Below are 13,541 nucleotides of genomic sequence, written 5' to 3'. Positions count from 1 at the left end.
GTCTGATCTCACGTTGCACGCGTCACGAAAATTCGCCACCACAAGCCGGCTTGCCCAAGCAAGTAGGCCGGCCCCCAGACGAGGACAAAATCCGGTATTTCCTTTGCGATGCCTCTCAGCGTGAGGCCGCTCGCCGCAACGAGCCCCAGCGCCGACGCATCGTGCATCAGGAGCAGGACCGCGGCCAGCTTGATCCGGCGGCCGGGCAGCGCGACCAAAAATCCGAGCAGCACCCATAGAACTGGCCCAGCGAACAGCATGCTGAAGAACGCCGTCCCACGCGCGGCGTCTGAACCGGCACCGAGATATGCAACGCCGAGCGGCGCCGATGAGACGACGAGGGGAATGAGGGTGCCGTGTCCGTCGCCGGCCGCACCCAACGACAGAATTGCGAGAAGAATTCCGTACACCAAGCCGGCGGCCGCTCCGGCAACCGCTCGCTTCCAGTCCGCACCAGCCGTCATGGCTTGAACGTCGTCATCTCGCCAATCGGTACATTGTTGCTGGAGTTTTCGTTATGCACGCTGAGTTGCATTGGCACAAACTGCACTTGTCGCGCGCGCGTTTCGGGCGTTAACATATGTTAGGTCCTTTGGACGGAGTTGCGCCATGGCCGAAATTGTTTTCCGCGCCTGCATTATACTCCTGGGACTCTTCCCCATCGCGATTGCAGCACTTGCACTGTTTGTATGAGGACCTGGCACGTCGCTCCAATGGACCTGCAGACGGTCCCGGCAACTGCCCTCTCGCACACAGGCACCCCCAAAGTTGCTGGAACCGATTAACAGAGGCCGCCTCAGTTGGCGGCCTCTTCATGTATGAGACTGCACCAAGCGCGCGACATTCGCAGTGTCGTCCCGGCCTTCGCCGGGACGACACGTGAGAGTTGCCAAAATCGCTGACGTGCCGAGGTCCATCCCGGCTACTTCGCCGTCACCACGCCGGCGTCCTCGATCACCTTGGCCCATCGCTTGATGTCGGCGGCGATGAAGCCGCGGAAATGCTCGGGCGTGTCGCCGGCCAGCGTCAGGCCCTGCTCGGCGAGCTTGTCCTTCACCGTCGGATCGGCCATCGCCTCGTTGGCGAGCTTGTTCAGCCTCGCGACGATCGGCGGCGGCGTTTGGGCAGGCGCCACCATGCCGTACCAATTCTCGATGATCAGGTCGGGCATGCCGGCCTCCGCCGTGGTCGGCACGTCCGGCGCTGTCGGCGCGCGCTCGCGGGCACCGAGCGCGATCGGGCGCAGCGTTCCCGCCTTCACCTGCGGCAGGATCACCGGCAGGTCGAGGAACGTCATCTGCACCTGCTGGCCGAGCAGATCATTCACCGCCGGCGCCGCGCCGCGATAGGGCACGTGCACGATGTCGATCTTCGCCGTCAGCTTGAACAATTCGCAGGCGAGATGCGGCAGGCTGCCGGGACCCGATGAGGCGAAGTTGAGCTTGCCCGGCTGCGCCTTGGCCAGTGCGACGAGCTCGCTCATGTTGTTCGCCGGCACGTTACTGGCGACGACCAGCATCTCCGGCACGGTGGCGACCAGCGTCACCGGCGCGAGATCCTTCAGGGTGTCGTAGGCGACCTTCTCCATGCTCGGGCTGATCGCGAGCGCGCCCGCGCTGGCGATCGCGATGGTGTAGCCATCGGGCGCAGCCTTCGCGACCGCGTCGGTGCCGAGCACGCCACCCTGGCCGCCGCGGTTGTCGACGATGATCGGCTGCTTGACCAGCTCCGACATCTTCTGCCCGATCACGCGCGCGATGATGTCGTTCGGCCCCCCGGGCGGGAACGGCACGATCAGCCGGATCGGCTTGGTCGGAAAATCTTGCGCTGCGGCAGCTACAGGAACGAGAAGCAGGAGAAGCCCTGCCAGCAGTCTGCCGCAAATCGTCATGTGCGCCGTCCCTGACTTTTCTGGTTGCCGCCAGAGCTTTCCGTTCCGATTGAATCGGAACGGAAAGCTCTTGATTCCCGTTTGGCGCGTTTTCTTCACGCGAACCGGTATCCACTTCGCTCGAAAACGCTCCAGAATGGGCGCAGATCAGTTGTGCGGCAACCGTGAAGTCAGGCGTTGAGCAGCTTCATCGCCGCTTCGTGCACCCGCGGATCGCCGGCGGCGATGATGCGGCCGCCGCCTTGCGCCGGCTTGCCGTCCCAGGTGGTGACGATACCGCCGGCACCGGTGACGATCGGGATCAGGGCGGCAATATCGTAGGGCTTGAGCTCGGTCTCGACCACGAGGTCGAGATGGCCGGCGGCCAGCATGCAATAGGAGTAGCAATCGCCGCCATAGCGCGTGAGCTTTGCGACATGCTCGATGCGGGTAAAGCAGGCGCGGTCGTCCGCGTTCATCAGCAGCGGGCTCGTGGTGAAGGCGGTCGCTTCCTTCAGGGAAGAGCAGCGCCGCACCTGTAGCTTCCGCTCGCCGGACGGACCGGAATACTGCGCCGACCCGCTGTCGCCGGAGAAGCGCTCGCCGATAAAGGGCTGGTGCATCATGCCGAACACCGGCGTACCTTTGTGCAGCAGCGCGATCAGCGTGCCCCAGATCGGGAAGCCGGCGATGAAGGATTTGGTGCCGTCGATCGGGTCGAGCACCCAGACATAGTCGGCGTCCTCGCGCTCGTTGCCGAATTCCTCGCCGACGATGCCGTGTTGGGGGAAGTTCGACTTGATCAGCCGCCGCATCACCGCTTCCGCGGCGCGGTCGGCCTCGGTGACGGGATCGAAATCGCTCGAACTCTTGTTGTCGATCGAGAGCGAGGTCCGGAAGAACGGCAGGATGGTTTCGCCGGATGCGGTCGCGAGGCGGCCGATGAAGGCGGTAAAGTCGATGACCGTCACGGCAGGTCCTTCGGAAGGCGCAACGCGCACATGGAAATCGCAGCTATTCTTGCCTAGCTCAATCCGGCGCCGTGCGCACGATTAACGGAGCGTTATCCCATCCTGATGACGGTTCCGGACTTTCGGTTCGGCTCGGATTCGAAAGTCGAGGCGGGTCCGGGCCGGGATCACGAAGTTGCGAGTTCTGGTATACGGGCTATGCGCCTAGCGCTGGCCGCTCCGGATTTTTGCCAGAAGATACTGACAAATAACAGGAAAATTGAATCTAACCGGCCTGTTGCACATCCGCCAGCGTGATCCACATCCGGCAAGAAATGTTTCGAAAGTTCTTGCGTTTTGTGCAGCGCGGTCGCATATTGTTGCGGTGCGGTAGCGCCTCGCGCTATCGCTGCCCTCCTTGGGCGTTTCCTCCCTAGACTTGGGCCGCTTGTTCATTCAAGCGGCCCTTTTTTCTTTCGGAGGCCTGTTCAGCCGTACGCAGTGTCCCGGCTCGATTCATTTTCACCGCGCACTGCGCAGTAAAATGGATTCATGTTCACGGCTTCATCACGCGCTCCCGGCAGAGGCCGGGCGACTCTTACTCCGCGGCCGCCTGGAACGGGCCGAGATCACCGAACGGAATCCTCGCCAGCGCATCCGCCAGCGTCGCGAAGTCGGCCGCCACCTGCACGAAGCGCGGGCCGCGCTCGCGGCGGCGCTCATCCATATAGACCGCGCGGTTGAGCTCGATCTGCACGGTGTGCAGTCCGCTCGCCGGGTTGCCGTAATGCTCGGTGATGAAGCCGCCGGCATAGGGCTTGTTGCGGCCGATCGAATAGCCGAGCCCGCTCATGGTCTCCTCGACCAGATCGGGCAGCAGCGCCGCGCAGCTCGTGCCGTAGCGATCGCCGATCACGATATCGGGCCGCCGCGGCTCGTCGCGCGACACGCCGATCGACGGCATCGAATGGCAGTCGATCACCACCACGGTACCGAACGCCTGATGCGCCTTGTTGATCAGCCGGCGCAGCGCGCGGTGATAGGGCTTGTAGAGAACTTCGATGCGCCGCAACGCCTCGTCGACGTCGAGCCGCTCGCGATAGATCTCCTGGCCGTCGCCGACCACGCGCGGGATGGTGCCGAGGCCGCCGGCCACCCGCATCGAGCGCGTGTTGGCGAAGCTCGGCAGCCGCCCGGTGAACATCCGCGGATCGAGCTCGTAGGGTTCGCGGTTTACGTCGACATAGGAGCGCGGGAAGTTGACGCGCACGGTGGGGAAGCCGCGCTCGCTCAGTCCGCCGATCAATTCGTCCATGAAGGAGTCTTCGGAGCGGCGCAGCGCGGCGACATCGATTCGCGAGGCGTCGAGGAATTCGGCCGGATAGACCGAACCCGAATGCGGGGAGTTGAAGATGATCGGCGCGCGCCAGGCCTGCGGCTCGACGATCTCGAACGGGGGCGACACATCGCCAGCAAACTCGGTCATTCCCTTGGCGCCGTCCCTTGTGTCCGCCTGTCCGGATGAAAATCGATTCTGCCGGAAAAGCGGAGATTTATGGGCACACATTGTCGGTAATCGCGGCCATTCTGCCAAGTGAAAAGAGCGTGGTTGGCGGCTGGAACGCATCTTAAGAGCGGAAAATTCCCACCCGTGTTGATTCGACGGGCCCTTCGGTCCACAAATAGCTTCAGCTCTCCGGCACCGGCCGGGCGCAAATTTCACCCGAAATTTACCGACTGTCGGGCTTAGTGTTCGTACAGGTCCTCAAGCCGGATTCGACGATCCCTGCCATGCCGAAAATTCTCCTCGCGGAAGACGACAACGATATGCGCCGCTTCCTGGTCAAGGCGTTGGAAAACGCCGGTTTCAAGGTCTCGCCACACGACAACGGCATGTCAGCCTACCAGCGGCTCCGCGAGGAGCCGTTCGAGATGCTGCTCACCGACATCGTGATGCCGGAGATGGACGGTATCGAGCTGGCGCGCCGCGCCTCGGAACTCGATCCCGACATCAAGATCATGTTCATCACCGGCTTCGCCGCGGTCGCCCTCAATTCCGATTCGGAGGCGCCGAAGAACGCCAAGGTGCTGGCCAAGCCGGTGCACCTGCGGGAATTGGTCAGCGAAGTGAACAAGCTGCTGGCCGCCTGATTCGGGCCCGAATTAACGACTTTGCGTCCTTGCCTGCCCCGTCCGGGTCCGTTATAGGGACCCGACCCAATGCGATTTGGGGTGCGTAGCTCAGCGGGAGAGCACTACCTTGACATGGTAGGGGTCACAGGTTCGATCCCTGTCGCACCCACCACGCTTCGCCCTGACGGGCTTCGCGTGGCGCAGCCACGGTGGAGCCCGTCAGGGCGAAGCGTGTCCGGCGTAGCTTGAACGAAGTGAAGACGGACTGCGGCCCCGAGCTGCGGTGTCGGTCCGCTTCGCATTTCAAACAGCTTGTTCGTCAAACAGCTTGTTCGTCAAACAGCTTGTTCGTCAAACAGCTTGTTCGGTGCCGTCACCGCGCATGCAGGTGATCCAGCATTCCAGAGACAGCAGTGCTTGACCCGATGGGCCGCGGCGTACTGGATCGCCCGGTCGAGCCGGGCGATGACAGCGGTGGGTAAGACTCACCAGTGACGATGGTGACGATGCCATCCCGGATAGCCGCCCCTGTAGTAGGCATAGGAGCTGAAGGCCGGGCGGACGCGGACCGCGTGACGATAGCGATAGGCCGGTCGGTATCCGGAATAGTAGGTCGTCGTGTATCCGCCGCCCCAACGATACGGCCCGACATAGTCGTCGTCATAGGCGTAGCCGCCGCCGTAGTAGCCCGGCGCATAATAGGCAGGTGCGTAGCCGCCATAGTATCCGTAGCCGGGACCGTAGCCATATCCGTAACCGGGACCCCAGCCGTAAGCCGATGAGGCAAGCCCGCCGACGACGGCGCCGGCGATCAATCCGCCTGCGAGTGCAGGGCCCCATCCGTTGCGTGCTTCTGCGGGCGCCGGCGCGACGATCGTGCTCAAACCGAGCGCGCCGACCGTCGAAAGAATGAGTGCTGTTTTCCTCATAAGAGTTCCTCCTTGGTTGGTGATTGCAACAGCCGATCAACGGGAGAGAACGACGTTGGTTGCGAGTATCGCGCTGACGGCAGGCGCCAGCGCGATACGCGCTTGATGCGGGAACAACTGTTCACAGTTGAACGGAACAGGCCGGCGCCGCACACCGGGACAAACATGCGAGTGTTCCGAGGGCGCCAAATGTCGCGTCGCGCACTCCTCTAGGAACGGCTGCCGCATCACCGCTTTTGTAGACGAGGCAGGTTCGTTGGTGAGCCCCGTGCACGCCAGTGCACCCGAGGCTCATCGTACTAGTTGGAGTGCGGCTCCGGCGAGTCGATCGCCAATTCTGGCGTCAGCTCTCGCGAACGGAATCACCGCAGATATGGAGGAGGGAATCGGAAATGCAGAACAAGATCATGAAGAGCAAGTTGCTGCTGACGACAGCCGTGCTGCTGGTCGGCGTCAGTGTCGCCTCGGCGCAAGGCATGCGAGAAGGCGGCGGCGCGGGTGCTGGCGGCGGCGCGGGCGGTGGTGCGAGCATCGGCGCTGGAGCCGGCGGTGGCGAAGGCGGATCGGCCGCGGGGCATGCCGGCGGTGAAGTGCGCGGAGGCGCTTCGGGCGCAGCGCGCAGCGGCGGCATGACCGAAGGTCGTGGACATGGCGGCGGAGCTGCCGGCATGAGCGAGAGCGGGCGGGCCCGAGGCCAGGCCGAGCAGCAGATGGGCCGCGGCAGCGCAGCCGAGCGCGGCCAGACCACCGGACAGGCCCGCGAAAGCGGCCGTGCCGAGCAGAGCGGCCGGGCGGAGCAGCGCGGTCGCGCCGAGCAACAAAGCCGGCGTGAGCAGTCGAGGAGCGATCAGACCGTTGGCCAGAGTGGCCGTGAGCGCGAACGCACCGGCCGCGATGAATCCCGCGATCGCAGCAGCGCTGCGACACGGGAAAGCCAGCAGCAGAATCGCAGCGGCGCCGCGAACCAGCGTGAAGGCACCACGACGGGCCAGAGCAAGGGCTCGAGCACGACGACGACCGGCCAGAACTCGCGAGCCGGCCAGACCACGGGGGCGGCGCAGCAGTCGGGTACGGCACAGGGCCGCACGGATTCCAACCAGACCACTGGTCAGACGACCGGCCAGGCGCAGACCGGCGCAACCGCCCAGACGCAGTCGAACGCGTCAGTGCAGACCCAGGCCGGCCGCACCGTGACGGCGCAGCAGCAGACCTCGATCCAGCAATCGGTGGTCTCAGCGCGCAACGCGCCGCGCGTCAACGCGAGCTCGATCCGTTTCTCGGTGAACCGCGGCACGGTGGTGCCGAGAAACTTCAACGTCGTGTCGGTCTCGACCTACCCGGCGCTGATCGATGCGTTCCCGTATTATCGTGACGACAGCTTCTTCATCGTCGAGGACGAGGTCGTGTTCCTCGATCGAAGCCGCCGGGTTGTCGACGTGGTCCCGGTCGGACCGCGCACGCATTACAGCCATCGCGGCCGGGTTAGCGGCAGCTACGCGATGATGGATCTGAGTCCGCAGCAGATCCGCGAGGTGCAGCAGGTGCTGATCGATCGCGGCGTGCTGGTCGGCGAGGCTGACGGTGTGCTTGGGACGCGGACCCGCGAGGCACTGATCACGTTCCAGCGTCGCGAGGGCATCTCGACCAGCGGCAGCATCGACACGCGCACGGTGACCGCGCTGGGTCTGTCTGACCGCATCGGGCAGGGCGCGGGCAGCCAGTCGACGGTTGGCCGCAGTAATACGCTGCAGAATACGACGGGTCAGGCCAACGCGCCGCAGAACCAGTCGACCGGCGGTCAGGCCGGCACGCAGCCCAGCCAGCAGAACACGACTGGACAAACCACGGGTCAGGCGCCGCAGAACCGGTCAACGACCGGCCAGAGCGCAAATCAGCCCTCGGCCAATCAGCAGAACACGACGGGGCAGGCTACGCCGCAAAACCAGTCCACCGTCGGACAGAGCGGCAACCAGCCGAGTGCAAACCAGAACACGCAGTCCGGCCAGCCGAGCCAGAACAGCGGTTCGTCATCGTCGGGTTCAGGCACACAGACGCCTGCGCAAAACTCCGGTCACGGTTCGACTGGCAGATAATGCATAGTCCACTGAATCGAGAGCCCCGCCGCAAGGCGGGGCTTTTTGCGTCGGTGAAGATCGCGCAGTCTCTTCCGCGCGAACGTCAGCTGATGTATCCTGCCGGAGAGCCGTCACCGGGATGTGCCGAGATTCCGGCAGTCATTGGCGGCCTTGGTGCCCACGGCGGGCAATTCACTTGTGACATTTCAGACGCGGTGCCTCGTGACGATTGGCTCGGAACGGGGCCGGAAAATTATTGCCAACCTCAAAAGGAGGCGTGCATGCATTTTTGTATGACTGGACAATATACGCCGCGTGCGCTCAACGCGATTCTGGAAAATCCCGAGACCAACCGCCAGGAGGCGGCAAGAAAACTGATCGAGGCGGCGGGCGGCAAGCTCGTCTCGATGTACAGCACCGCGACCGACGGTCCCGGTGTGCTGGTGATCTTCGATGTGCCTGATCCGATGACGGCTCCGGCCGTGTCCGGTCTCACCGTCACGACCGGCGCCATGCAGAACGTCAAGCTGACGCGGCTGTTCACGCAGGACGAGATCAAGCAGGTGCGCAAGAACGCGGTCAAGCTGCGCTCATCCTATAGCCCGCCCGGCAGCTGATCAGATTTTGAATCTACTCCAACGCGACGGCCGCCGCTCGATGGTTCGAGCGGCGGCCTTTTGTCGTGAGGGACGCGCTAACGGATGGGCTCCCTCCCCCCTTGCTCCGCCATATGCGATTCCCCTGCCCGCAAGGGGGAGGGAGCCTGACCGGCGTGCTCACCTGACGTGAATCGACTGCAACATCCGAACGGAATGGATGCTGCACCAGGCTGCGTGCAAATCGGTGCTGCGTTCGGCGATCAGTCGGCGCGCCGAGCGTCGCGCGCGCGGAGATCGCATGTCGGCGCCAGGCCGTAGCGGCCGTGCAGTCCGCGCCAGAGCCCGCCGAACAGGGCACTCAGGAGCTTGCGCATCGAACCTCCCCTCGACATCGACGCTCCTGCAATCCTGCGAGCCGAGGCGGTAAAAGGACAGAGCCAATTCTGGGCAGGGCTGCGTAGTTTTTAAGCAGATCGCTCGTGCCTGAACGGCCGGCGTCGAAAAATCCTATGAGATTCAAATAATCATGTCGTGGCACGGCTCGTGCATCTCAGGCATTGAGTTGGCCGCTAGGGTTCCGGCCTTGCAAACAGGCAAGGTGCTGGTCCGAGAGCAGCCGCTTGCGGGGGAGACATCCCCGCAGGTGCACGGCGGGACAAAAGCCCGGGAGACCTCGTTAGCCAAGGGATTGGCGGAGCGATGGTCTTTTCGCCAATCCCTTTTGTGAATTTGCAAGAGGGATCGGCAATGAACAAACTCGCTTTCTTCCTTCGCTCTGTCGTCATCGGCTGTGTGGTCGTCCTCGCAGCGGCTTCGGCCGCCGACGCCGCGCCGAAGAAGAACTTCAAGGTCGCCTGGTCGATCTATGTCGGATGGATGCCGTGGGGCTATGCGGCCGACACCGGCATCGTCAAGAAGTGGGCGGACAAATACGGCATCACGATCGAGGTCAAGCAGTTCAACGACTATGTCGAGTCGATCAACCAGTACACCGCCGGCGGCTTCGATGCCGTGACCATCACCAACATGGACGCGCTGTCGATCCCCGCGGCCGGCGGCGTCGACACCACCGCGATCGTGATGGGCGACTTCTCCAACGGCAACGATGCGGTGATCCTCAAGAACAAGGCCGATCTCGCCGCGATCAAGGGCCAGAGCGTCAACCTCGTCGAATTCTCGGTGTCGCATTATCTGCTGGCGCGCGCGCTTGAGAGCAGCAAGCTGAGCGAGAAGGACGTCAAGGTCGTCAACACCTCGGATGCCGACATGGCCGCCGCCTACAAGACGGCCGACGTCGGCGCTGTCGTGACCTGGAATCCGATCGTGACGGAAATCCTCGGCTCGCCCGACGCCAAGAAGGTGTTCGACTCCTCGCAGATCCCCGGCGAGATCATGGACCTGATGGTCGTGAACACGCAGGTGGCGAAGGACAATCCTGCGTTTGCCAAGGCGCTGGCCGGCATCTGGTACGAGACCATCTCCAAAATGACCGCGAACGATCCCGCGGCGAAGGCCGCCAAGGAGGCGATGGCCAAGGCGTCGGGCACCGATCTCGCCGGCTTCGACGGCCAACTCGCCTCGACCAAGCTGTTCGACAAGGCGGCGGATGCGGAAGCCTTCACGCGCAGCAAGACGGTCGGCACGACGATGGATCGCGTGCGCAAGTTCCTGTTCGACAAGGATCTGCTCGGCAAGGGCGCGAAATCGGCCGACGCCGTCGGCATCGAACTCGCCGACAAGTCGGTGCTCGGCGACAAGTCGAACGTCAAGCTGCGCTTCGACCCGACCTACATGGACGACGCCGCCAAGGGCAAGCTCTGACAAGGCTCGCCCTGACGCATCGCCTCACGCGGGAGCTCTCCATGCGACTTGTGAACATACGGCCAGGCCGGCAGATGCGATTCTATCTTCTCGCGCTGCCGTTCCTGCTGGTCGCAATCGCCTATTTCACCGGCTCCAGCGCGAGGCTCGCGGAAAATCCCAACGACAAGCTGCTGCCGGCGCTGCCCAGCATGGTGCAGGCCGTCAAGCAGATGGCGTTCGTGGTCGACCCGCGCTCCGGCAACTACCTGATGTTGACTGACACGGTCGCCAGCCTGGGGCGGCTGGGCTCGGCGCTGGCGATCTCGACGGTGGCGGCACTGATCCTCGGCATTGTGATCGGCCTGCTGCCGGGCGCCAATGCCCTGCTCGGGCCGTTCGTGTCGGTCACCTCGATGGTGCCGCCGCTGGCGCTGTTGCCGATCCTGTTCATCGTGATGGGGCTCGGCGAGAACTCGAAGATCGCGCTGATCGTGATCGGCACGCTGCCCTGCATGATCCGCGACCTCGCGATGAAGGTGCAGGAGCTGCCGCGCGAGCAAATCGTCAAGGCGCAGACGCTCGGCGCCTCGACCTGGCAGATCGCGCTGCGCGTCGCAGTGCCGCAGACGCTGCCGCGGCTGATCGACGTGCTGCGGCTGCAACTGGGCCCGGCTTGGCTGTTCCTGATCGCGGCCGAGGCGATCGCCTCCGATTCCGGGCTCGGCTACCGGATCTTCCTGGTGCGGCGCTATCTCGCGATGGACGTCATCATTCCCTACGTCGCCTGGATCACGCTGCTGGCGTTCCTGATCGATATCGGCCTGCGCGTCCTGCAACGAAAACTGTTTCCGTGGTTCGCGTCGGTGAGGGCGGAATGAGCGCGATCCGCTTCAACGACGTCTGGAAGGAATACGGCGATCACATCGTGCTCGAGCGCATCACGATGGAGGTCGAGCCGCGCGCGTTCATCGCGCTGGTCGGCCCGTCCGGCTGCGGCAAGACCACGCTGCTGCGCATGCTGCTCGGCGAGGAGCAGCCGACGCGCGGACAAATCCTGGTCGACGGCAAGCCGCTGCGCGCCGAGCCCGATGCCGATCGCGGCGTCGTGTTCCAGCGCTACTCGGTGTTTCCGCATCTGACGGTGCTGCAGAACGTCATGCTCGGCCGCGAATTGCGCGACGCCAAGCTGCTTGGCCGGTTGTTCGGCGCGGCGCGCCGCGCCGCCGCCGACGATGCGATGAAGCTGCTTGCCGAAGTCGGGCTCGCCGGGCAGGAGAACAAATATCCGTCCGCGCTGTCGGGCGGCATGCAGCAGCGCCTCGCGCTGGCGCAGGCGATCATGCGCGGCCCAAAAATCCTGCTGCTCGACGAGCCCTTTGGTGCGCTCGATCCCGGCATCCGCGCCGACATCCATGTGTTGATGAAGCGGCTGTGGAACGAGACCAACTTGACCGTCGTGATGGTTACGCACGATCTCAGCGAGGCGTTCGGGCTGGCGACGCGCGTGATCGCGCTGGAACGGCAGCGCAACCGCCCGGAGGAGCGCGAACGCTACGGTGCCACCGTGTCGCGCGATCTCGAAATCTTTCCGCGCCGCACTGCCGAGGTGCGGACCATCATCGATCCAGCTCCGGCCGGGACGACCCGGTCAAGCAAGGAGCATCAGCCGGGACGGCCCGGCGCTCTCGTCTTGAAGGAGCACTCATGATCCTCACAGAGGAACAGAAGGCCGAGATCGCGGCGCATACCAAGCGATACAACGAGCTGAAAGCCGCGGGGCACGCGCCGCGCGCGCTGCCGGCGCCGACCGCGCGCGATGCCGCGCCGATCGACGCCGCGGCGGTCATTCATCGCGAGACCATCCCGTCCGGCTGGTACTGGGCAACGCGGCTGAACCGCGGCGAGACGCTGCGCATCGTCAATGCGTCGGGGCAGTCCACCGTCAGCATGCTGGCATGGAATGCCGCCGACACCACCGAGCGGCTCAACCACGCCGATACGATCAAGGTGCAGTGGGCGGCGCGGCTGCAGAAGGGCCGCGTCCTGCTCTCGGACATGGGCCGCGCGCTGCTCGGCATCACCGAGGACACCAGCGCCGCGCATGACACGCTGGTCGGCGGCTCGACCGCGGCGACCAACCAGGCGAGATACGGCGACGGGCATGTCCGCAATACACGCGAGAATTTCATCCTGGCCGCGGCCAAGCTGGGGCTCGACCGCCGCGACGTTCATCCTTGCGTCAGCTTCTTCGCGCCGGTCGCGGTCGATGCCGAGGGAAAATTCCTCTGGGGCGAGGGGCGGCGGCACGAGGGTGATTTTGTCGACCTGCGCGCGGAGATGGATCTGCTGATCGCGCTGTCGAACTGTCCGCATCCGCTCGATCCCGCGACGTCCTATCCGCAGGCAAGCGTGGAAATCGTGCGCTATCGCGCGGCCGCGCCTTCTGCCGACGATCTCTGCCGCACTGCGACCGCGGAGGCGGCCCGCGCTTTCGAGAACAACGCGCTGTATTTCGGCCGCACCCTGGAAGGAGCCGCGCAATGACCATGCAAATCCTTCGCTCCGGCGCCCGCATCGTGCTCGACACCGAAATTCCCGCGCGCAAGTCCTGGTCGGCCATCATCCGCAAGGGACAGACGCTGCGCATCGTCGACAGCCATGGCCAGCAGGCGGTCGACACGCTGTTCTACTGCGCCGACGATTTCGGCGAGCGCTACAGCGGCCAGGATACGCTGCGCGCACAGGGCTCGGCCTATGTCGGGCTCGGCACGAAGATCATGTCGAGCGAGGGCCGCGTGATGCTGCGCGTCACCGCCGACAGTTGCGGCCTGCATGACACTTCTGCGGGCGCCTGCTCCTGCGAGAGCAACACGGTGCGGTTCGGCCACCAGACCCGCTACCAGCACGCCTGCCGCGAGAATTTCGTGCTGGAGGGGGCGAAGCACGGCCTGTCGAAGCGCGACATCGTGCCGAACCTCAACTTCTTCATGAACGTGCCGTTCGACACGGCCGGCAATTTCACCGTGGTCGACGGCGTCTCCAAGCCGGGCGACGCCATCGAGATGGTCGCCGAGATGGACGTGCTGTGCCTGATCTCGAACTGCCCGCAGATCAACAACCCCTGCAACGGCTTCTTCCCGACGCCGGTGCAGGTCACGATCTTCGAGCCGGAGGCGTGAGGC

The 13,541-nt window shown here is 64.4% G+C and carries 13 protein-coding genes, 1 tRNA gene and 1 riboswitch; of the genes, 9 read left to right on the top strand and 5 right to left on the bottom strand.

What is annotated here, in order from left to right; translation table 11 throughout:
• Positions 1–8: 8 nt before the first annotated feature.
• From JQ633_RS27200 to JQ633_RS27185, 4 genes are all read right to left on the bottom strand, one after another.
• On the bottom strand, positions 9–464 hold the full coding sequence (locus JQ633_RS27200) for a hypothetical protein (RefSeq protein ID WP_211988169.1): 456 nt from the start codon (positions 462–464) through the stop codon (positions 9–11).
• 458 nt (positions 465–922) lie between these two features.
• Positions 923–1,891 (bottom strand): Bug family tripartite tricarboxylate transporter substrate binding protein, encoded by a 969-nt coding sequence (locus tag JQ633_RS27195; protein WP_211988168.1) that lies wholly within the window; start codon positions 1,889–1,891, stop codon positions 923–925.
• A gap of 170 nt (positions 1,892–2,061) precedes the next feature.
• Positions 2,062–2,841, bottom strand: a complete 780-nt coding sequence (gene hisN, locus JQ633_RS27190; RefSeq protein WP_211988167.1) for a histidinol-phosphatase — start codon at positions 2,839–2,841, stop codon at positions 2,062–2,064.
• A gap of 577 nt (positions 2,842–3,418) precedes the next feature.
• Positions 3,419–4,306 (bottom strand): N-formylglutamate amidohydrolase, encoded by an 888-nt coding sequence (locus JQ633_RS27185; protein ID WP_211988166.1) that lies wholly within the window; start codon positions 4,304–4,306, stop codon positions 3,419–3,421.
• 305 nt (positions 4,307–4,611) lie between these two features.
• On the opposite strand from JQ633_RS27185, the gene cpdR reads away from it, so the two are divergent.
• Together cpdR and JQ633_RS27175 are read left to right on the top strand one after the other, a co-directional pair.
• Positions 4,612–4,971 (top strand): cell cycle two-component system response regulator CpdR, encoded by a 360-nt coding sequence (gene cpdR, locus JQ633_RS27180; protein ID WP_066502958.1) that lies wholly within the window; start codon positions 4,612–4,614, stop codon positions 4,969–4,971.
• Between the two features lie 79 nt (positions 4,972–5,050).
• Positions 5,051–5,125: transfer RNA gene (locus tag JQ633_RS27175), tRNA-Val, on the top strand.
• Positions 5,126–5,438: 313 nt separating this feature from the next.
• Here JQ633_RS27175 and JQ633_RS27170 read toward each other — a convergent pair.
• Positions 5,439–5,882, bottom strand: coding sequence for a hypothetical protein (locus JQ633_RS27170; RefSeq protein ID WP_249159674.1), 444 nt, complete (start codon positions 5,880–5,882; stop codon positions 5,439–5,441).
• A gap of 392 nt (positions 5,883–6,274) precedes the next feature.
• Here JQ633_RS27170 and JQ633_RS27165 point away from each other — a divergent pair, with 392 nt between their 5' ends.
• The 7 genes from JQ633_RS27165 to JQ633_RS27135 all read left to right on the top strand — a co-directional run bounded on the left by JQ633_RS27165 (position 6,275) and on the right by JQ633_RS27135 (position 13,538).
• A complete protein-coding gene (locus JQ633_RS27165; RefSeq protein ID WP_211988165.1) occupies positions 6,275–7,975 on the top strand; it encodes a peptidoglycan-binding protein in 1,701 nt (566 codons plus the stop codon).
• Between the two features lie 263 nt (positions 7,976–8,238).
• Positions 8,239–8,574, top strand: coding sequence for a GYD domain-containing protein (locus tag JQ633_RS27160; RefSeq protein WP_211988164.1), 336 nt, complete (start codon positions 8,239–8,241; stop codon positions 8,572–8,574).
• A gap of 540 nt (positions 8,575–9,114) precedes the next feature.
• A riboswitch (guanidine-I (ykkC/yxkD leader) is annotated at positions 9,115–9,228 on the top strand.
• A 75-nt stretch (positions 9,229–9,303) separates the two neighbouring features.
• The gene (locus JQ633_RS27155) at positions 9,304–10,377 is read left to right on the top strand and encodes a putative urea ABC transporter substrate-binding protein (protein ID WP_211988163.1); all 1,074 of its coding nucleotides are present in this window, start codon (positions 9,304–9,306) and stop codon (positions 10,375–10,377) included.
• A gap of 41 nt (positions 10,378–10,418) precedes the next feature.
• Positions 10,419–11,237 carry an ABC transporter permease gene (locus JQ633_RS27150; RefSeq protein WP_211988162.1) on the top strand — a complete coding sequence of 273 codons (819 nt, stop codon included), beginning with the start codon at positions 10,419–10,421 and terminating at the stop codon, positions 11,235–11,237.
• Positions 11,234–12,067: an ABC transporter ATP-binding protein gene (locus tag JQ633_RS27145; protein WP_211988161.1), complete on the top strand. Its 834-nt coding sequence runs from the start codon at positions 11,234–11,236 to the stop codon at positions 12,065–12,067. The genes JQ633_RS27150 and JQ633_RS27145 overlap by 4 nt, the downstream gene beginning before the upstream one ends.
• Entirely contained in the window at positions 12,064–12,903 is an 840-nt protein-coding gene (locus tag JQ633_RS27140) for an urea amidolyase associated protein UAAP1 (protein ID WP_211988160.1), read from the top strand. The genes JQ633_RS27145 and JQ633_RS27140 overlap by 4 nt, the downstream gene beginning before the upstream one ends.
• Complete coding sequence (locus JQ633_RS27135) at positions 12,900–13,538, top strand: urea amidolyase associated protein UAAP2 (RefSeq protein ID WP_211988159.1); 639 nt, start codon at positions 12,900–12,902, stop codon at positions 13,536–13,538. The genes JQ633_RS27140 and JQ633_RS27135 overlap by 4 nt, the downstream gene beginning before the upstream one ends.
• The last annotated feature ends 3 nt before the right edge of the window (positions 13,539–13,541 follow it).

The sequence above is a fragment of the Bradyrhizobium tropiciagri genome (genome assembly GCF_018130505.1).
GTDB classification, from domain to species: Bacteria; Pseudomonadota; Alphaproteobacteria; order Rhizobiales; family Xanthobacteraceae; genus Bradyrhizobium; species Bradyrhizobium tropiciagri_B.
Note: the sequence above shows the minus strand (reverse complement) of the source record. Positions and strands in the feature narration are given on the sequence as shown.

Bases quoted from the DNA above. Each gene is read 5' to 3' on its own strand.
- JQ633_RS27155 (WP_211988163.1), top strand. From the start codon at position 9,304: ATGAACAAACTCGCTTTCTTCCTTCGCTCTGTCGTCATCGGCTGTGTG.
- JQ633_RS27200 (WP_211988169.1), bottom strand. From the start codon at position 464: ATGACGGCTGGTGCGGACTGGAAGCGAGCGGTTGCCGGAGCGGCCGCC.
- JQ633_RS27170 (WP_249159674.1), bottom strand. From the start codon at position 5,882: ATGAGGAAAACAGCACTCATTCTTTCGACGGTCGGCGCGCTCGGTTTG.
- JQ633_RS27185 (WP_211988166.1), bottom strand. From the start codon at position 4,306: ATGACCGAGTTTGCTGGCGATGTGTCGCCCCCGTTCGAGATCGTCGAG.
- JQ633_RS27160 (WP_211988164.1), top strand. From the start codon at position 8,239: ATGCATTTTTGTATGACTGGACAATATACGCCGCGTGCGCTCAACGCG.
- JQ633_RS27195 (WP_211988168.1), bottom strand. From the start codon at position 1,891: ATGACGATTTGCGGCAGACTGCTGGCAGGGCTTCTCCTGCTTCTCGTT.
- cpdR (WP_066502958.1), top strand. From the start codon at position 4,612: ATGCCGAAAATTCTCCTCGCGGAAGACGACAACGATATGCGCCGCTTC.
- JQ633_RS27145 (WP_211988161.1), top strand. From the start codon at position 11,234: ATGAGCGCGATCCGCTTCAACGACGTCTGGAAGGAATACGGCGATCAC.
- JQ633_RS27150 (WP_211988162.1), top strand. From the start codon at position 10,419: ATGCGACTTGTGAACATACGGCCAGGCCGGCAGATGCGATTCTATCTT.
- JQ633_RS27140 (WP_211988160.1), top strand. From the start codon at position 12,064: ATGATCCTCACAGAGGAACAGAAGGCCGAGATCGCGGCGCATACCAAG.
- JQ633_RS27135 (WP_211988159.1), top strand. From the start codon at position 12,900: ATGACCATGCAAATCCTTCGCTCCGGCGCCCGCATCGTGCTCGACACC.
- JQ633_RS27165 (WP_211988165.1), top strand. From the start codon at position 6,275: ATGCAGAACAAGATCATGAAGAGCAAGTTGCTGCTGACGACAGCCGTG.